The sequence below is a fragment of the Saccharopolyspora phatthalungensis genome, assembly GCF_014203395.1.
GTDB classification, from domain to species: domain Bacteria; phylum Actinomycetota; class Actinomycetes; order Mycobacteriales; family Pseudonocardiaceae; genus Saccharopolyspora; species Saccharopolyspora phatthalungensis.
Window position 1 is genome coordinate 3,186,627 of sequence record NZ_JACHIW010000001.1, and the last position, 17,605, is coordinate 3,204,231.

A 17,605-nucleotide genomic window follows, 5' to 3' on the forward strand; every position below is an offset into this window, starting at 1 on the left:
TGGGCCGGTTCTGGACTGTTCAGGCTTTCGCGGTCGCCTGTTTGGTGCCCCGTTTGGGGTCGCCTTTGTCCAGGGTGCGGAACACAACCGTCGTGACGGCGTTGTTGGCGTCCCGTTCTTTGCCGTGGTCGAAGTGGTAACCCTCGCGGTTGGTTGTGAAGGGTTGGAAGCGGGCCGACTCCACCCGGCTTACCGGCACCAACCAGCGTGAAGGCTGGCTCAACGGCGTAGGTGTGGCGTAAGCCGCTGCCCCGGCTAGGGCTAGTAGCCGGGCCAGCGGCCCACCGCGACTCAGACTAGAGCAACAGCGATGCCCCCGCACTGGCTTCCCAACCCAAGGTGCGGGGGCATCGCCACGTGATGCGCTCTGTCATTCGCCGCGTTCGCATCGTGCGCCTTGCTCACCCTGGGCGCATCACGACGTTTGTTCGCTTCACCCGTTACGGTACGTAGCAACGCCTCAAGGTGTTTGTTTTGATCAAGACCATCAGTCGGCAGGTCCCGCGAGATCGGCCACTGCTTCATAGCCCATTTCCCTTGAAATCGCTCGACCCCGGGTGACCGCCGGGCCGCTACGGGACCCACGTTCTGGTGATCTTCGGTTGCCAACGGCCGACCCGCGGGCCAAAAACGAGATCAAAAATTGGAAATAGAGAAAATTTTGCTCTTTTTCTTTCGGTGGGTTCTTGTGTCAAATTGACATTTGAGCAGGTCATCGCCATGGCGAGGCGTCCATCACCTGGGAGGTTCTCCCGGTAGGAGGAATTTTCGCGGTAGTGTGCTCACACCGACCGACACCTGTCCAGGAGGAGCCGGCATGTTCCGCAAAGTTCTCGTCGCCAACCGCGGCGAGATTGCGATCCGCGCGTTCCGCGCCGCGTACGAGCTAGGCGCGGGCACGGTCGCGGTGTTTCCGCACGAGGACCGCAACTCGTTGCACCGTCTGAAAGCCGACGAGTCGTACGAGATCGGCGAACCTGGTCATCCGGTCCGCGCCTACCTGTCCGTGGAAGAGATCATCAAGGCCGCGCGCCAGTCCGGCGCCGACGCGGTCTACCCCGGTTACGGGTTCCTCTCGGAGAATCCCGAACTGGCGCGGGCCTGCCAGGAGGCCGGGATCACCTTCGTCGGTCCCAGCCACGAAATCCTGCAGATGACCGGGAACAAGGCGACCGCGGTCGCCGCCGCCCGCGAGGCCGGGGTGCCGGTGCTGGACTCCTCGGCGCCGTCCGGCGACGTCGACGAGCTGCTGGCCGCCGCCGAGGACATGACGTTCCCGGTGTTCGTGAAGGCCGTCGCCGGCGGTGGCGGGCGCGGCATGCGCCGGGTGGACGCGCCGCCCGCACTGCGCGAGTCGCTGGAAGCCGCGATGCGCGAAGCCGAATCGGCCTTCGGCGACCCGACGGTCTTCTTGGAACAGGCGGTCGTCAAGCCGCGGCACATCGAGGTGCAGATCCTCGCCGATGCCGCCGGTAACGTGATTCACCTCTTCGAGCGGGACTGCTCGGTGCAGCGCCGCCACCAGAAGGTCATCGAAATCGCCCCGGCGCCCAACCTCGACCCGCAGCTGCGGGAGCGGATCTGCGCCGACGCCGTCGCCTTCGCCCGCAAGATCGGCTACGTCAACGCGGGCACCGTGGAGTTCCTGGTCGACGAGCAGGGCCGCCACGTGTTCATCGAGATGAACCCGCGCATCCAGGTCGAGCACACGGTGACCGAGGAGGTCACCGACGCCGACCTGGTCCAATCGCAGTTGCGTATCGCGGCCGGCGAGACGCTTGAAGACCTCGGCCTGACGCAGGACACGATCCGGTTGCGCGGCGCGGCGCTGCAGTGCCGCATCACCACCGAGGACCCGGCCAACGGGTTCCGCCCGGACACCGGCATGATCAGCGCCTACCGGTCGCCGGGCGGCGCCGGCATCCGGCTGGACGGCGGCACCGCGTTCGCCGGCACCAGCGTCAGCGCGCACTTCGACTCGATGCTGGTGAAGCTGTCCTGCCGGGGTCGCGACTTCGCCACCGCCGTCGCGAGGGCCCGCCGGGCGGTCGCCGAATTCCGGATCCGCGGCGTGTCCACGAACATCCCGTTCCTACAGGCCGTGCTGGACGACGCGGACTTCGCCGCGGGCAGGGTCACCACCTCGTTCATCGACGAGCGGCCGCACCTGCTCACCGCCCGGCACTCGGCCGACCGCGGCACCCGGCTGCTGAACTACCTCGCCGACGTAACGGTCAACCGGCCCAACGGCGAGCGCCCGACCACCCCGGAGCCGGCGAACAAGCTGCCGGAGCTGGACATCTCGGTCGAGCCCGCCGCCGGCTCGAAGCAGAAGCTCGTCGAGCTCGGCCCGGAGGGTTTCGCCCGCTGGCTGCGGGAATCCAAGGCGGTCGGGGTCACCGACACCACCTTCCGGGACGCCCACCAGTCGCTGCTGGCGACCCGAGTACGCACCCGGGACCTGCTCGCGGTCGCGCCGTACGTGGCGCGGATGACGCCGGAGCTGCTGTCCCTGGAGTGCTGGGGCGGCGCGACCTACGACGTGGCGCTGCGGTTTCTGGCCGAAGACCCGTGGGAGCGGCTGGCGAAGCTGCGCGCAGCGGTGCCCAACATCTGCTTGCAGATGCTGCTGCGTGGCCGCAACACCGTCGGCTACACGCCTTACCCGACCGAGGTGACCGAGCACTTCGTGCAGGAGGCCACCGACACCGGCATCGACATCTTCCGCATCTTCGACGCGCTCAACGACGTCGAGCAGATGCGCCCGGCCATCGAGGCCGTCCGGGCGACCGGGAAGTCGATCGCCGAGGTGGCGCTGTGCTACACGGCTGATCTGTCCAACCCGGACGAGAAGCTGTACACGCTGGACTACTATCTGCGGCTGGCCGAGCAGATCGTCGATGCCGGTGCGCACGTGCTCGCCATCAAGGACATGGCCGGGCTGCTGCGCCCGCCGGCCGCGGCGAAGCTGGTGTCCGCGCTGCGTGCGGAATTCGACCTGCCGGTGCACCTGCACACCCACGACACGCCGGGTGGCCAGCTGGCCACCTACCTGGCGGCCATCCAGTCCGGCGTGGACGCGGTCGACGCCGCGACGGCGTCGTTGGCCGGCACCACCTCCCAACCCGCCCTGTCGTCGGTGGTGGCCGCCACCGACTACACCGAGCAGGCCACCGGACTGGACCTGCAGGCGGTGTGCGACCTGGAGCCGTACTGGGAGTCGGTGCGCAAGGTCTACCAGCCGTTCGAGGCGGGTCTGGCTTCGCCGACGGGCCGGGTCTACAAGCACGAGATCCCCGGCGGCCAGCTGTCGAACCTGCGCACCCAGGCGGTCGCGCTCGGGCTGGGCGACAAGTTCGAGGAGATCGAGGCGATGTACGCCGCGGCCGACCGGATCCTCGGTCGGCTGGTCAAGGTGACCCCGTCGTCGAAGGTGGTCGGCGACCTGGCACTGCACCTGGTGGGCGCGGGCGTGGACCCGGCCGACTTCGAGTCCGACCCGCGCAGGTTCGACATCCCGGACTCGGTGATCGGATTCCTGCAGGGCGAGCTCGGCGACCCGCCGGCGGGCTGGCCGGAGCCGTTCCGCACCCGCGCGCTGGAGGGGCGCACCGCCTCGCGCAAGCTCGCGGATCTGTCCGAGGAGGACCGCGAAGGGCTGGCGTCCGACCGCCGGGGCACCTTGAACCGGCTGATGTTCGCCAAGCCGACCAAGGAGTTCGCCGAGCACCGCGCGGCGTACGGCGACACTTCCCTGTTGCGCAGCAAGGACTTCTTCTACGGGCTGCGGCCGGGGGAGGAGTACTCGGTGGACCTGGAGCCGGGCGTGCGGCTGCTCCTCGGTCTGGAGGCGATCAGCGAGCCCGACGAGCGCGGTATCCGCACCGTGATGGCCGTGTTGAACGGGCAGTTGCGGCCGATCCAGGTCCGCGACCGCTCGGTGGCCACGAACCTGCCGGTCGCGGAGAAGGCCGACCGGTCCAACCCCGGCCACGTGCCCGCGCCGTTCGCCGGTGTGGTGACGCTGTCGGTCGGCGAGGGCGACGTGGTGGAGGCGGGTCAGACCATCGCCACCATCGAGGCGATGAAGATGGAGGCCGCGGTCACGGCCCCGCAGGGCGGTCGGGTCAAGCGCCTGGCCATCGGCGGGGTCCAGCAGGTCGAAGGCGGCGACCTGATCATCGAACTCGGCTGACAATCGCAACCGCGACGCGGGCCGTCCTGCCGAGGGCGGCCCGCATTCGCGTCTCAAGGGCGGAACGGGTTCTCGATCAACAGACCGCCGAAACGCCGGCCGTGCTGCATATCTTCGGAAAGCAACTTCGTCGCCCCTGCCCGCAGCGCTGCCTCGACGATGAGCGCATCCCACAACGCCAGGCTGTGGTCTTCTTCCAGTTTGCTCGCCGAGACGATCAGCAATGGGTCTGTTCGGATGGGGTCCCACTCGGCGTATTTCGCCACCACTTTGCGGGCGGCCTCACGGGGTAGCTGTGTCTTTCGGATGGCGACTGCGTAGAACTCCTGGAGCACCTGGGTGCTCAGCGTGCCGGACTCGGTCGGCGTATGCACACGATTGGGGTTTCTCGGGGCAACCGGCTGCGGGCGCCCGGCGTCTTCGGTGTGCTAGCGGGATTCTTCTTTCGTTCGAGCATCGGGGGTGTCATGCAGCAGTCATGGATGCGAGCGGTTTCGGCGGTCGTGCTCGCCGCGGGGTTGCTGGCGGGCGGTGGTGCGGCGTCGGGACAGGCCGCGCCGGGCGTGCGGGACGTTGACTGGCGCAACGCGGAGTTCACCGTGCCGCCCGTGGGGCCGTGCCCGGAGCAATCCGTGCGGTTCGCCGATGGTGCGGCCGAAGCAGGGGACTCCGTGTACCGGTTCACGCCGGAGCGGGAGATCGGCTACGCCGATGTCACCGGCGAAGGCGTTGAGGATGCGCTGATCCTGATGGACTGCGGGCCGCGGAACTCGGAATACTCCCGGGCACTGATCGCCATGACGACTGGCCCGGACGGCGTCGCCGTGCGGCCCCTGGGCACTGTGGTCAGCCCGCCGGTGTGGACGCAGGTGCCGAACCGGTTCACCATCTCGCAAGGCGATATCGCGGTGGGCCTGGAAGATTTCGACACCGGCCAGAACTGGACCGAGCACTACCGCTGGGCACAGTCGGCCCGGGCGTTCGTTCGCGTCGACGGCCGGTGACCACGCACCGCCGATTCGGCACCTAGCGGGAAAGTGACGGGCGGCCGATCGTCAATGGTGCGGAACCCGCCCACCGCGACAGGCGCTCGCAGCGAAGTCCGCAGCCGTTAGCGCGTCTTAGCCGCGGACGTTGTGAGAACCGTCAGGAGTTGGGTGGCCCGGCTGAGGGCGACGTAGAGGGCGCGGCGCCCGGTACTGGATTCGGTCGCCAGTCCGTCCGGGTCGACCACCGCCACCGCGTCGTACTCCATGCCCTTGGCCTCCAGGCTGCCGACCACGCGCAGCCGATCGGAGCCCCCGGCACCTGCGCCGTCGGCGGCGTCTCCGGTGTCCACACTCGACAGCCATTCCCGGACTTCGTCGCGACGCGCCATCGTGGTGATCACACCCACCGTGCCCTCGGCTGCCGCCAAGAGCTCCGCCGCCGCCGACCGCGCCGCCTGCGGCAACTGGCGGTCGGACACCTCGCGCACCGTCGGGTCGATTCCGGTGCTGCGCACCGCGACCGGCAGGTCGTCGGCCGGAACCAGGTCGCGCACGGCCTCGGCGGCGAGGGCGAAGATCTCGGCCGAGTTTCGGTAGTTGGTGCGCAGCATGAACCGGCGGTGCGTGCGCTGCGCGCTCAGGGCCTCCTGCCGCGCTGCGGCAGCCTCCGCCGGGTCGGGCCACGACGACTGCACCGGATCGCCCACGATCGTCCAGCTCGCGTGCCGCCCGCGGCGGCCCACCATGCGCCACTGCATCGGCGAGAGGTCCTGCGCCTCGTCGATCACGACGTGGGCGTACTCGTCGTAATTGACCGCCCGGCGCACCTGCTCGGCTTCCGGATCGATCCGCCGCCGCTTCGGCGGTGCGCCGGCCAGCACTCGTAACTCGTCGATCAAGGCGATGTCGGCGACCGTCCACTCGGTCACCTCGGCCCACGACTTGGCCAGCAGGTCGATCTCCTCGGCCGACAGCAACCGGCGCGCGGCCTGCGCGAGCCGCGCCGGATCGGACAGCCAACGCAGCACCTGCATCGGGTACAGCGGAGGCCACCAGGTGACCAGGAACCGGTGGAACTCGATGCGCTCGCCGATCTCGCCGATCAGCCGCTCGCGGTCCGGCTGGAAGTTCGCGTCGGCGGCCTGTTTCGCCTTCTGCCACAGGGCCTCCAGTAACGCGTCGGCCGCGCGCATCCGGGACCGGTTGGGCTGCCCGCCCTTGCCGTGCAGCGAGCGGCGGATCCGCTTCAGGTCGTCGGCCTGCAGCTTCAGGACCGTGCCGCGGTAGAACATCCGCAACTGCTCCGGCGCGTCCGGCGGCGGCAAGCGCAACGCCCGCCGGAGCACCTTGACCATTCGCGACGAGCCCTTGATCTCGGCCGTTCGCGGATCATCGATCCGGGCCGTGCCGATGCCGTCGAGCACCTCCCCGAGCGCCCGCAGCTCGACGTTGTGCTCGCCCATCGACGGCAGCACGCGGGAGATGTAGGACATGAACACCGGCGACGGGCCGATCACCAGCACCCCGGGGCCGCCCAGCCGACGCTGGTCGCGGTAGAGCAGGTAGGCGGCGCGGTGCAGCGCCACCGCGGTCTTGCCCGTGCCCGGGCCGCCGGTGATCTCGGTGACCCCGCCTTCGGGCGCCCGGATCGCGTCGTCCTGCTCCTTCTGGATGGTGGCGACGATGTTGCGCATCGAGTCACCGCGCGAGCGGGTCAGCGCCGCCATCAGCGCGCCGTCGCCGATTACCCGCATGTCCGCCGGTGCCCGGTCGGGGTCCAGCAGGTCGTCGGAGAGATCGATGACCTGCTCGCGCGAGGAGCGGATCACCCGGCGGCGCACCACGTCCAGTGGATGTTCGGGGGTGGCCTGGTAGAACGCCGCCGCCAGCGGGGCCCGCCAGTCCACCAGCAGGTTGTCGAACTGCGCGTCGCGGATGCCCAGTCGGCCGATGTGCGCGGCATCGCCGTTGGCGAAGTCCAGGCGCCCGAACACGAGCCCCTCGGACTCCGCGTTCAGCGCCTGCAGCGTCCGGTTCGCATGGTGGAGCATCACGTCCCGCTCGTTCAGCGCCTCCGGCGTGGCCTCCTGCCCATATTCGTAGCTCTTGTCGCGCATCGCCTCGGCTTCGGCACGCAGCTCGTCGAGTCGGGCGTAAACCCGGTCGACGTGCTGCTGCTCGACCGCGATCTCGGCCTGCTTGATGGACGCTTCGGACACCTGAGTCGTACTCCCCGTCTGGCGCTGTGGGCAGACCTGTCAGCGTACGACCCGCCGAAGCGCCGCGTTGCTGCTCCCAGGAGCTAAGAAGCCACTTTCCCAGGCGTAAGCTCCAGGGAGATGAGGCGTTCCGTGCTCGACGCCGCGGTCCGGGAAAGGGCCGGATTCGCCGATCGGCACGAGGTACCAGGCCCGCCACGTTCCGGCCGACAGCGCGTGCGCGACGATGGTGCGGTGACGCGGATCGTGGCCGGAAGCGTGGGTGGACGGCGCATCGAGGTGCCCCCGCGAGGCACCAGACCAACCTCGGAACGGGTGCGAGAAGCCCTGTTCAGCGCGCTGGAATCGGCCATCGAGCTGTCCGGCGCGCGAGTGCTCGACCTCTACGGCGGCTCCGGGGCGCTCGGGCTGGAGGCCTTGTCCCGTGGCGCGGGACATGCCACCTTCGTCGAGGCCGACCGGCGCGCGGCCCAGCTGCTGCGCCGCAACGCCGCATCGCTCGGGTTCCGCGGGGTACGGGTGGAACAGGCGAAGGCCGAGACCCTGATCGGCACCCCGACGGCGCAACCCTTCGATGTGGTGCTGGCAGACCCGCCGTACGACCTCGCGTCCGAACAGCTGCGACGGGTGCTGACCGGGTTGGTCCCCAACGGCTGGACCGCGCCGGGCAGCCTGGTGATCGTCGAACGCGCGGTGCGCAGCGGCGAACCGGACTGGCCGGCCCCGCTGCAGGCGTTGCGCACCAAGCGCTACGGCGACACGGCGGTCCACTGGGCTGTCCACGCGTAACCGGGCTGTCCACGAGTAACCGCGCTGTCCACGAGTAACCGCGCTGACCAGGCCCGTCCCGGTGAGCCACGCCACGTCGTCCTGGGGGTGACCGTCGGCTGCTGCTAACGTCCAGCTCATGAGGCGTGCCGTGTGTCCAGGCTCCTACGACCCCGTGACGAATGGTCATCTGGACATCATCGAGCGAGCGTCGAAGCTGTTCGACGAGGTCGTCGTCGCGGTGCTCATCAACAAGAACAAGAAGAGCCTGTTCAGCGTTGAGGAGCGGCTGGAAATGCTGCGCGAGGTCACCACGCAGTGGCCGAACGTCCGGATCGACGCCTGGCACGGCCTGCTCGTGGACTACTGCAAGGCGCACGGCATCGGCGCGATCGTCAAGGGCTTGCGCGCGGTCAGCGACTTCGACTACGAACTGCAGATGGCGCAGATGAACCAGCAGCTGTCCGGGGTGGAGACGATGTTCATGTCGACCAACCCGCTGTACAGCTTCCTGGCCAGCTCGCTGGTCAAGGAGGTCGCCACCTACGGCGGCGACGTGTCGAACCTGCTGCCGCCGAAGATCGAACAGCGGCTCCGCGAGCGGTTGGCCGAGCAGAACTGAGCCACCGGCTACGCCGTCCGGCCTAGCCGGTGCCACTCGATCGTGTCTGTGACATTTCGGGTTCACGCCAGCTTCAATGCGTGATCAAGCGGTCGACGTAGCGTGCACGGCTATGAAGCGGATCACGTCGAAGTCAATGCAGATCCTGCTCGCCGGTCTGATCGCAGTCATGGGGCTGGTCGGCTTCCAGACCGGCGCCCCGTCCGCCGCACCGGTGGCCGTCGTCGCGCAAGCGCCGTGCGGGGACACCACGGGCTTTCAGAAGGTCGACCTTTCGGCTTTGCCGCCGGAGGCGACCGACACCGTGAATCTGATCAAGCGGGGCGGCCCCTACCCGTACCCACAGGACGGCACGGTCTTCCAGAACAGGGAAGGCATCCTGCCCGACTGCGCCGATGGTTACTACCACGAGTACACCGTGAAAACCCCCGGCAGCGACGACCGCGGTGCCCGCCGCTTCGTGGTCGGTGGCGGCGGCGAATACTTCTACACCGACGACCATTACGCGAGCTTCCGCCTGACCAACGTCAACGCGTAGTCCGCGGCCCCGGGCGGACGCAGGAAGGCAATCGCCACTCGGGACAGCCGCCATCCGGGAATGGACACGACTCCATTCGGGGCCTTGACACGCGGACGCCGGATTTCCCGCGCCGCGCTGCCCGGCGCGGGCAGACTGGTAGGCAGAACAACCCACGATCGGCGGCTGCGGGTGTTCTGACATGCTTGCCGCTGCGGGCGGCTACGACGGCAGGGAGATCAAGGTGTATCGGGTGTTCGAGGCGCTCGACGAGCTGGTCACGATCGTCGAGGAAGCACGTGGTGTACCCATGACGTCCGGGTGCGTGGTGCCCCGCGGCGATGTGCTGGAGCTGCTCGACGACGTGCGGGACGCGATCCCGCAGGAGCTCGACGACGCCCAGGACGTGCTCGACCACCGCGATCAAATGGTGTCCACCGCCGAGGCCGCGGCCGACAAGTCGGTCACCGACGCCCGCAACGAGGCCGACCGCACGATCGCCACGGCGCGTGCCGAGGCCGAGCAGTTGCTCGCCGATGCCCGCGAGCAGGCCGACGAACTGCTGGCCGAGGCGCGGGCGCAGGCCGAGCAGACGGTGACCGCCGGCCGCCGCGAGTACGAGGACTACATCGGCCGCGCCCAGTCCGAGGCCGACCGCATGGTGCAGGCCGGCCGGGCCGCCTACGAGCAGTCGGTCCATGAGGGCAAGGCCGAGCAGGCCCGCCTGGTGGCCGATACCGAGGTGGTGCAGGCCGCGAACGGCGAGGCCAAGCGCATTGTTGACGAGGCCAACGACGACGCCGAGCGGCTGCGCACCGAGTGCGACGCCTACGTCGACTCGCGGCTTGCGGACTTCGAGGACCTGCTCGGCCGCACGCTGCGCACCGTCGGCAAGGGCCGTCAGCAACTGCGCAGCCCGATGGGCGCCCCGTTCGACTACGAGGAATGGCACGCTGGCGGACCTGGGGTTTCGCAAAACGGGGGCAATGGGGGCCGGTAGGGTCCTCTAGCCGGTTTCGGCAGGTCAGCCGCTTTTGGTCGTCCTCGCTCGGGGTCTTTGGGGTGGCCCGGTGGCCGCGTGCACCACTCGGCGACGCCGGAGCGACGATCGTCGTGCCGCTGGTGCTCGCCTTGGTCTACGCCGGACTACGCAAGCTCGAACCACACCTGCCACCGTGGGCAACACGGGTACTGCTCGGTTCCAACACCCCACCCACCTACAGCCCGCCCGCCGACATCCCGGCAAGGAAATGATCAGCGCCCCGCGCACCCCTCGTCGGGTGCGCGGGGCGCTTTCGGCGTTTCCAGTCTCGTCGGCCGGCCTTGTTCGTGAGGGCCGGTGTTAGCCGTGGTTCGGTGGCTGGTTCTGGTTGGGTGGTCCTGGTGGCGGCATTGGAGGTTGGGGCGGCTGGTTGGGGTACATTTTCCGGCGCACGCTCTCAGGCGGTGGATTGTTCCTGATGAACTCCGCATACTGCTGAGCTTTCACCGCGCGCCGATAGTTGGCGGCGTCCTGGAAGTAGTGGTTCGAGGCTGGAAGCCACGAGAACACCAGTCCTGCGACGGCCAAGGCGGAAATCAAGGAGCCGAACGTCTTCTGCAGCAGAGTCCGTGAGGGATCGATCAGCTCGAAGGGAAACGTCGCGGCGAAAATGATCGACAAGATCGTGAAGAATACGCGCCAGCCGTTGGCCCCTGACCGGAGTTTCCAGCACCCAAATCCGATGAGCGCGGCAAGCGCGAGGGCGAATACCAGGGCAATGGCATAGTCGGATGCTGTGCCACCGGGCGCACCGAAAATGCCTACGCACATCAGGACTGCTACCAGGCCCCACGCCCAGGTCACCACGTCCAGCACGGCGGGCCGCCGCGGCGCCGCAGCGGCTGGTGGGGGCACAGGAAAACCGTTTGGCTGACCGGAATGGGGGTATTCCTGGTTACTCATCGACGTCCTCCAGCCACGTGTGCTCGGACAGATCGTCGTCTGCCCACGACGGATTGGCGTCACGGCTTGTTTTCGTCGTTTCCTGCGGCTGCTCTGGCTGGTGTTTGCGCTCTGCGGCACGCTGCAGGCTCTGCTCCAGCTGCTCCGAATCACGAACCGCCGCCTCACGAAAAGCTTGTTCCTCGTCGCGTAGCTCGGCGGCGAATCGTGCGGCTCGTTCATGCGCGGCATCTACGATGGCCGTCACACGGGATTCGTATGAGTCCATACTGCCTCACCCTTGTTCGCGTCAGTTTCGTCTGTCGTTCCGCTATGCCGAAAACAGTGGTGGCACATCCGCGAACGGGTTGCCGGGCACACACTCGGATGCGGCGATGAACTCGTCCCACAGGCTCCGCAGATCGTCCTGTGTTTTGGCGCACACAATCTCGTTGAACTTGTTCAGCTTCGACTCGAAGGCGGGCACGAACTCGTTGTCCAGCAGCTTCTTCGCTTTGTTGGCCGCCTCCAGCAAAAAATCTGCACCTACCTCTACAACACTGCCGGCAACGGGGATTTTGCCAACGCTCGTCTTTATCTGCTCGCCCCAGTCGCCGACCACGGCACCGATGGTGTCGTACAAGGTGACGCCGGACTGGTGGCGTGCCATCTTGATGTACTGCTCGATTGAGGGCGGGATTTGCCCGCCGCAGTCCATACTGAAAAGTTCAAGAGCCGACTGGGTGCAGAGCCGAACGACGGTCTCCATAGCGGTCACGTGGTGTTCGACATTGTGCTGGAACTGGTTGACGCCTTCTTGGAAATTGTGGCCGGCTTCCAGGAATTTCGAGATGTGACCAGTCGCGGCTACGGCGGCATCGCCGCTCCAGGTTGCCACCAACCCGCGGAACTCCGTATCGACCTCGGCATAGGTGTCCTGCATCGCGCCGTATGCGCCTTGAAGTGTGCCGACGTCGTGCCGGAAGGCTCCGAAGTCGATGCCGTAGAGCTTCCGGTACTTGCCGTAGATGTCGCGTTCGAGATCGAGCCCGGTGCCTTTCCAATCGTTGTACAGCGGCAGGTACTCATCAAAGAAGCGCAGCCCGGGCAGTCCGATATTCAGCAGGTCATCGGATCGGCCCGCCCCGGCACTGGCCATCTGCGCCAGTTCACCTTTGGCTCCCTCGACTGCTTGTTTCGCCGCCCTGCCGTGTGGCGCGTAGTCACTGACGGAGCGCGCCGTTTTGGCGCCTACTTCCCACATCTCCCGCATGGTGGAGGCTGGGCTGAGGCGTCCCAGATAATCGATGCCCTTTTTGACTTCGTCCCACTCGCTCATGTTCAATCCCCAGCCTTGATGGAACCGACGTCTCGAGTGTTGTCTGCGTCGATCGAACCGTACGTGTCCGCAGAAGCCTGCAGGGCATTCGCGATGCCTGCGATGCGCAACGCATAGTCGCGAACGCTCTTGCTGATATCGCTCACGAGTGCGCGGTACTGCTCGCCCGCATAATGGAACGGTTCCCCTACATTTCCCCCAGAGACGGGGCTGCCGCCCACGTCATTGGCTTTGCCCTCAAGTGGTCCCGCAATTGCCTGGAATGATTTCCCAACCGCAGCGAGATCTTCGCGACTAACACCAAATCCCGTCACTGCCTATCGTCCCCCTCTCAAAGTCGTTTGCTGTGCGGCAGGCTGGCCTGCCGACCCGGCGAACCACAGACAAGCCAGCGACGCGGTCACTCGCCCAAACTCTCCGTGTGAGCCGTCGCATAATTCAGCTGCCCTTCTCGCGCACTGGGAGACCGTAGCAGCCGGAATCCATTGACTAGACCATTCGAGTGAGGGTGCGTTCTCTTAGCCCGTTTCGGCATGCGGCATGCACGGTGCCGATATGCTGCCGTGCGGCCGATCGGCCCGACATATCCAATGTGGAGCCATGCAGGGGTTCGGGGTGGAGTGCAGTTTCTGGGAGTTCGGCGCCATCGTGCGTCACGAGAAGGCCCGTCACGAAGCCGGGGCAGTCTCGGCGGCGGAGGCGCAACGCAAGTTCGACGTTCCGACGTTCGTGACTTCGCGCAGCAGTGGGCTTGACCTGCCGAATGATCCCAGGGCCACGTTGGAGGCCGCCGAAGACAGCGTTCGGGCCAAGGACTGGGTCGAGCGCAGTGGTCGGTTGAACGATCAGTGGTATGAGATCGTCTCCGCGCTGGTCTACGGCGAGTCCTTCGCCTACCTCTACCTCGCCGAACCCGACAAGCCCGAGACGCGGGCGATGGTCGCGGTTAACCACCTGGCGTTCCGCTTCGTTTTGCGCGGCGACCGGGTGTGGATCGACGAAGTCGGCCCGAACGCCGCGGAACAGGTGTTGGTCGCGTGCCTGCCCGACGTGCAGCCCGCATCGGGCCGGGGGGTCAAGGTTCCGAGCAAGATCCTGGCCACGGCCGCGATCGAAGCCGAGAACCACAAGGCCGACCAGAGCGACTGGATCGCCTACGAGCTCGGCCAGGCCAGCATCCGCACCGAGGACGCCCGCGCCGTTGGCAAGCTCACGAAGCTCGCGAACCGCGCGACCGGACAGTTCAATGTTGGAGTCCGTGACTCCAACGGCAGGAGCCACCTGGCGCAGTGGGCCATCACAACACACCACAGCCCCTCGGGCCGCGTGGCGCAGATCCCTCAACCGCCGCGGGGCGAGAACACGCTAGTCACCCCCGCGAGCACCAAGGTTCTCGCTGAGGCACTGCGCGCCTACCGTGACGACCTACGGCTGCAAGTCAGGGACGGGCGATGAGTCAGCACCCAAATCCGGGACGTCGTTGCGGCGATTTGGGTAGTTCTACTCGACTTTCACTACGGCCGCTGCGACCGGTGCCAGGATCACGCGCGGGCGGAAGATCGGATTGGGGAGGAGCGCAGGCGTGACTGAGAGCGTTAACGGCCACACGACATTCCACGTCGATCTTGACCGTGCACCGGAGCTGCTAGCCGAGCTCGATGGGGTGCGAGCGAAATACGAGGCAGCACAAGACGTCGCGGCGGAGCTTGGTCGGATCACACCGCCATTCGCGGACGACGTGACGGTCACGGCATTCAAGCGGCTCAGCGAACGGGCGCAGGGCGGTGAAGGCAGCCTGTACGACACCGCCGAGGGCATGATCAAGTGGATCGACGACTTCAAAGCGGCAGTGCAGAAGGCATTCGACGAGCACAAGCGCATCGACAACGACAATCGGATGGCATGACCGTGCACACCACACGCAGCACCCTGACCGCCGCAGTAAGCCTGCTCGTCCTTGGTCTGGCGGGCTGTTCCAGCACACAGGGCGGTGAACCGGAACCGAATACCGGCCGACAGACGATTTCGGCTGCGAGCGACCCACTGCACATCGATCAGCCCAAGAACCTTGCAGGCCTCACTGCCCCGTGCCAGCTGCTCACACCGCAGCAGTTGCAGGAACTCGGCGCGGGGGCATCTGAGCAAGACAAGTCCGAGTGGGGGCAGGCGGCCTGTAGGTGGCGCAATCAGCAGCTTGCGATCAAGGTTTCGCCAGACACGGTTCAGGGCCAGGGCTTGGACTACACGGCAAAGATCTACGGCGACGGTTCGGGTAACCCCAACGCGCAGGTCAGCGGATATCCGGCTGTGCACGGTGGCGTCAACGATCTGCGGTGCAATGTCTTCGTTGGTGTCTCAGACAAGCAGGTGCTGTCCGTTTCCTTCACCACAGGCAGCGAGGGCCGCAGTAACCCCGAGTATGCGGATCCTTGTGCGATGGCAGACAAGGTGGCTGGGCTGGTGTTGTCGAATCTTCCTCCAGCGTGAGAAAGGGATTGAGCGAACATGGGGGCGTTTGACTGGTTGTTCGGCAAGCGGGAGATCCCAGGGCAGGCGCAAGCCGAATTTGACCACCCAAAGATTTACGGCGAGGTCGAGTCCGGGCCGGGCGTCGCCGCTGCGTCGCAGGCCGCGGCAAGTTGGCGAGATCGGGTCAGCACTGCGTTCGCTGAGGCCGACTCAGACCTGGACAGGGTGCTGAAGAAGTTCGACGCGGTAATGCACGGCAGCGCGGGCGAGCAAGCCAAGGAGAGCGTTACACCGCTGTCGCTGGCAACGCGAGCATCGATTGAGATAGCCGCGCAGGTCAGTGGGGTGGTAGAGCAGCAGGCCCAGGGGTCGGCGGATTTCAAGAACGGGTTTCCGGCGCCGTACCAGGTGCCGCCGGACAACATCGGCTGGGGCGACTACGTAAACCCAGTCTCCTACAGCGTTAAGAGCGGTGTGCGGGCCGCCCATGAAGAGCACCACGATCAAGTTGACGCTCAGGCGCGGCAGCAGTACGAGTCCTACACCCATAGCACCAACGACCGGGTCAACGGTGTTCAGCAGTTCGCACCGCCGCCATCGTTCACCGGTGATGTCACTCCAGCTTCGACCACACCGGTACAGAAGGTCGACCCCAGCACCGGATACACGGGCACGACCGACACGGGCTCAGGCCAGGCATCGACTTACCGTACTTCGTCAACCGACACGCCCTCGCCGTCTTCGGGCCAGCAGTCGGCAGTGAGTCCGACGCCGCAGGCTCCCGCCGAGTCCGGTTCGGCGTGGGCAACCCCGCCTGCGTCCGGCACGACCCCGCCCGTGCCTGGTGGCGGCGCTCCGACGCCGGGGCCAGGTGGGGGAGGTTTCGTCGGGGGCGCGGTGATCCCACCCGGCAGCACCGGAGGGCCGGGCGCTGGGACCAGCGGCCGAATTGGCGGAGGCGGAACAGGAACCGGCCGCGGTGCTGGCAGTCTTGGCAGAGGCCCAGGGGCTGGCGGCGGAGTCGGCCGCGTTCCAGGCGGTTCCTCCGGCGTCGGTGGCTCGACGCCGGGAGGCTCCAGCGGGGCAGGTGCTCGCGGCGGCACAAGCGGCGTCGCTGCGGGCGCTGGCGCCGCAGGGCGCGGCAAGCGTGGCCGCGTGCGTCCCGTATCCCCTTTCGGGCAAGCATGCGGCCAGCGCGCATTTCAGGCAATGCCCGGCCTGGGTACGATCCGAATCTGGCCGGTGCGGACCTGCTCAGCACACCACGAGCACACCGGACGATCGTCCCTTTCGGACACATCGGCGGGCGGGGAGAGAACGCCGCACACGGCGGTGAGCTTGCCGTCTTTGCGTGGTGGCGTCTCGGTGGGCAGGACGTGGTTGTGGTAATGCGGCCCAGTAGCCCGTAGGAATGTCCTTTGTCGACTGATCGTCTGTCATGGCGCGGTCTTCCTTGTTCGGGGCGGAAAGAAGGTAATCGGCGAGATCCGCGAGTAGTCCGCCGAGGTTGAGTTGGTTGGCGTCGATCGCCGTCACTACCTGATCCACCTTTCTCTCCTTGTGGTCTCGGCTGGTTCGGTGCGCCGAGGGGCAACGCACCGAACCAGCCGCGCGACTCGGCGCCGAGGTTCGGGGGCAGCGGCGCCGAGCCGGGTCTACAAGCGCCGGACCCCGGCGAGAACACGGTGAAAGACCCTCAAGTCGCGGGAGAGCTCCCAGAGTTCGGCCGACAGCAGCTCGCGCGGCAGCGGCAGGATGCGGGGCTCTTGGACTGCGAGTGCGTCGGCGAGATCTCCGCGGATCGTGACGGTTTCGTGTAGCTGGTGACGGCCGCCGCCGCTGGTTTCGGCTTCGACCCGCTCGACCAAGTACGGCACTGTCAGCGCGCCTTCGCCGCCTCCGCCGTGCTGCGGCCGAGCCCAGTAGCGCCGGGCCACCAGAACCACCAGCACCGCGACAGCGGCAACCCCAAGAACGATGCCCCAGATCACCGATCTGTCCTTTCTGACTCGATGTGCACAAGGCCGGGTTCGGGCTTGCCGCGCAGCGCGGCGGACAACTGGTCAAGTTCGGCGGCTAGGGGCTCACGTTCGGCGACACTCCACAGGCCGCGCTCGATGTCGTCGACGGCGTAGCCGAGCATCACGATCGCCAGCTTCATGCGCCGAGCGAGTTCGGCATGGTCGGTCGCCGCGAACCCACCATCGGCGCCCCTGCGAGCACATGCGCAGCTACGTCGCATTCAGGGCACGTCGGCCACAGCCACGCCAGCTCCCCAGATTCCGGGCGGATGCGCCGATTGCACAGGGCCGTGACCTCCGCGTCTTCTGGCCAGCCGCCGGCCGGGCGCTGATCGGGGGTGGCGTGCCGCTGATGCCAGCAGGAACCCACGAGAAGGGGTGCGGCCGGTACATCACCCCACCGCCTTCGAGGGTGCGGGACCGGTGGTCAACGCAGTGATCTCCACCGGTCCCGCGGTACCGCCGTGCGCCGAGTGAGTGCTGGCTCCTCGCGTCACGGCGGAGCTCAGTGGCCTGCGTGGGCGGTGCGAGAGGAGGAGCGG

Annotated in this window: 20 protein-coding genes; 10 read left to right on the forward strand and 10 right to left on the reverse strand. The window is 67.2% G+C overall.

Features of this window, described 5'->3' with window-relative positions; genetic code table 11:
• Positions 1–19 precede the first annotated feature (19 nt).
• Entirely contained in the window at positions 20–223 is a 204-nt protein-coding gene (locus BJ970_RS14720) for a hypothetical protein (RefSeq protein WP_184726783.1), read from the reverse strand.
• 594 nt (positions 224–817) lie between these two features.
• Between BJ970_RS14720 and BJ970_RS14725 the strand changes: the two genes are divergently transcribed.
• The gene (locus BJ970_RS14725) at positions 818–4,195 is read left to right on the forward strand and encodes a pyruvate carboxylase (protein ID WP_184726784.1); all 3,378 of its coding nucleotides are present in this window, start codon (positions 818–820) and stop codon (positions 4,193–4,195) included.
• Between the two features lie 53 nt (positions 4,196–4,248).
• Here the strand turns inward: BJ970_RS14725 and BJ970_RS14730 are convergent, their stop codons facing one another.
• Positions 4,249–4,530 (reverse strand): PIN domain-containing protein, encoded by a 282-nt coding sequence (locus BJ970_RS14730; RefSeq protein ID WP_184726785.1) that lies wholly within the window; start codon positions 4,528–4,530, stop codon positions 4,249–4,251.
• A 147-nt stretch (positions 4,531–4,677) separates the two neighbouring features.
• On the opposite strand from BJ970_RS14730, the gene BJ970_RS14735 reads away from it, so the two are divergent.
• Positions 4,678–5,199: a hypothetical protein gene (locus BJ970_RS14735; RefSeq protein WP_246470853.1), complete on the forward strand. Its 522-nt coding sequence runs from the start codon at positions 4,678–4,680 to the stop codon at positions 5,197–5,199.
• Between the two features lie 107 nt (positions 5,200–5,306).
• Here BJ970_RS14735 and BJ970_RS14740 read toward each other — a convergent pair whose 3' ends face one another.
• On the reverse strand, positions 5,307–7,403 hold the full coding sequence (locus BJ970_RS14740) for a HelD family protein (protein ID WP_184726787.1): 2,097 nt from the start codon (positions 7,401–7,403) through the stop codon (positions 5,307–5,309).
• 234 nt (positions 7,404–7,637) lie between these two features.
• On the opposite strand from BJ970_RS14740, the gene rsmD reads away from it, so the two are divergent.
• The 5 genes from rsmD (at position 7,638) to BJ970_RS14765 (ending at position 10,564) form a co-directional block, all read left to right on the forward strand.
• Positions 7,638–8,192 carry a 16S rRNA (guanine(966)-N(2))-methyltransferase RsmD gene (rsmD, locus tag BJ970_RS14745; protein WP_184729109.1) on the forward strand — a complete coding sequence of 185 codons (555 nt, stop codon included), beginning with the start codon at positions 7,638–7,640 and terminating at the stop codon, positions 8,190–8,192.
• A 118-nt stretch (positions 8,193–8,310) separates the two neighbouring features.
• Positions 8,311–8,793: a pantetheine-phosphate adenylyltransferase gene (gene coaD, locus BJ970_RS14750; protein ID WP_184726788.1), complete on the forward strand. Its 483-nt coding sequence runs from the start codon at positions 8,311–8,313 to the stop codon at positions 8,791–8,793.
• A 112-nt stretch (positions 8,794–8,905) separates the two neighbouring features.
• Positions 8,906–9,331, forward strand: a complete 426-nt coding sequence (locus BJ970_RS14755) for a guanyl-specific ribonuclease (protein WP_184726789.1) — start codon at positions 8,906–8,908, stop codon at positions 9,329–9,331.
• Between the two features lie 223 nt (positions 9,332–9,554).
• Positions 9,555–10,310, forward strand: coding sequence for a DivIVA domain-containing protein (locus tag BJ970_RS14760; RefSeq protein WP_184729110.1), 756 nt, complete (start codon positions 9,555–9,557; stop codon positions 10,308–10,310).
• 62 nt (positions 10,311–10,372) lie between these two features.
• Complete coding sequence (locus BJ970_RS14765) at positions 10,373–10,564, forward strand: hypothetical protein (protein WP_184729408.1); 192 nt, start codon at positions 10,373–10,375, stop codon at positions 10,562–10,564.
• A gap of 88 nt (positions 10,565–10,652) precedes the next feature.
• Here the strand turns inward: BJ970_RS14765 and BJ970_RS14770 are convergent, their stop codons facing one another.
• From BJ970_RS14770 to BJ970_RS14785, 4 genes are all read right to left on the reverse strand, one after another.
• The gene (locus BJ970_RS14770) at positions 10,653–11,255 is read right to left on the reverse strand and encodes a hypothetical protein (RefSeq protein WP_184726790.1); all 603 of its coding nucleotides are present in this window, start codon (positions 11,253–11,255) and stop codon (positions 10,653–10,655) included.
• Positions 11,248–11,502, reverse strand: coding sequence for a hypothetical protein (locus BJ970_RS14775; protein WP_184726791.1), 255 nt, complete (start codon positions 11,500–11,502; stop codon positions 11,248–11,250). Before BJ970_RS14775 ends, BJ970_RS14770 begins: the two co-directional genes overlap by 8 nt.
• A 63-nt stretch (positions 11,503–11,565) precedes the next feature.
• Positions 11,566–12,573 carry a WXG100 family type VII secretion target gene (locus tag BJ970_RS14780; RefSeq protein ID WP_184726792.1) on the reverse strand — a complete coding sequence of 336 codons (1,008 nt, stop codon included), beginning with the start codon at positions 12,571–12,573 and terminating at the stop codon, positions 11,566–11,568.
• A 2-nt stretch (positions 12,574–12,575) separates the two neighbouring features.
• The gene (locus BJ970_RS14785) at positions 12,576–12,719 is read right to left on the reverse strand and encodes a hypothetical protein (RefSeq protein ID WP_184726793.1); all 144 of its coding nucleotides are present in this window, start codon (positions 12,717–12,719) and stop codon (positions 12,576–12,578) included.
• 454 nt (positions 12,720–13,173) lie between these two features.
• Here BJ970_RS14785 and BJ970_RS14790 point away from each other — a divergent pair, with 454 nt between their 5' ends.
• The 3 genes from BJ970_RS14790 (at position 13,174) to BJ970_RS14800 (ending at position 15,060) form a co-directional block, all read left to right on the forward strand.
• The gene (locus BJ970_RS14790; protein ID WP_221467163.1) at positions 13,174–14,028 is read left to right on the forward strand and encodes an ESX secretion-associated protein EspG; all 855 of its coding nucleotides are present in this window, start codon (positions 13,174–13,176) and stop codon (positions 14,026–14,028) included.
• A gap of 127 nt (positions 14,029–14,155) precedes the next feature.
• Positions 14,156–14,479, forward strand: a complete 324-nt coding sequence (locus BJ970_RS14795) for a hypothetical protein (protein WP_184726794.1) — start codon at positions 14,156–14,158, stop codon at positions 14,477–14,479.
• The gene (locus tag BJ970_RS14800) at positions 14,476–15,060 is read left to right on the forward strand and encodes a DUF3558 domain-containing protein (protein ID WP_184726795.1); all 585 of its coding nucleotides are present in this window, start codon (positions 14,476–14,478) and stop codon (positions 15,058–15,060) included. Before BJ970_RS14795 ends, BJ970_RS14800 begins: the two co-directional genes overlap by 4 nt.
• Before the next feature lie 1,637 nt (positions 15,061–16,697).
• Here BJ970_RS14800 and BJ970_RS14805 read toward each other — a convergent pair.
• From BJ970_RS14805 to BJ970_RS39475, 3 genes are read right to left on the reverse strand one after another with little or no spacing between them, the layout of a single operon-like run.
• The gene (locus BJ970_RS14805) at positions 16,698–17,033 is read right to left on the reverse strand and encodes a hypothetical protein (protein WP_184726796.1); all 336 of its coding nucleotides are present in this window, start codon (positions 17,031–17,033) and stop codon (positions 16,698–16,700) included.
• The gene (locus BJ970_RS14810) at positions 17,030–17,284 is read right to left on the reverse strand and encodes a hypothetical protein (protein WP_184729410.1); all 255 of its coding nucleotides are present in this window, start codon (positions 17,282–17,284) and stop codon (positions 17,030–17,032) included. The genes BJ970_RS14805 and BJ970_RS14810 overlap by 4 nt, the downstream gene beginning before the upstream one ends.
• Complete coding sequence (locus BJ970_RS39475; protein WP_312864254.1) at positions 17,200–17,433, reverse strand: HC3 family zinc finger protein; 234 nt, start codon at positions 17,431–17,433, stop codon at positions 17,200–17,202. The genes BJ970_RS14810 and BJ970_RS39475 overlap by 85 nt, the downstream gene beginning before the upstream one ends.
• Positions 17,434–17,605: the final 172 nt, after the last annotated feature.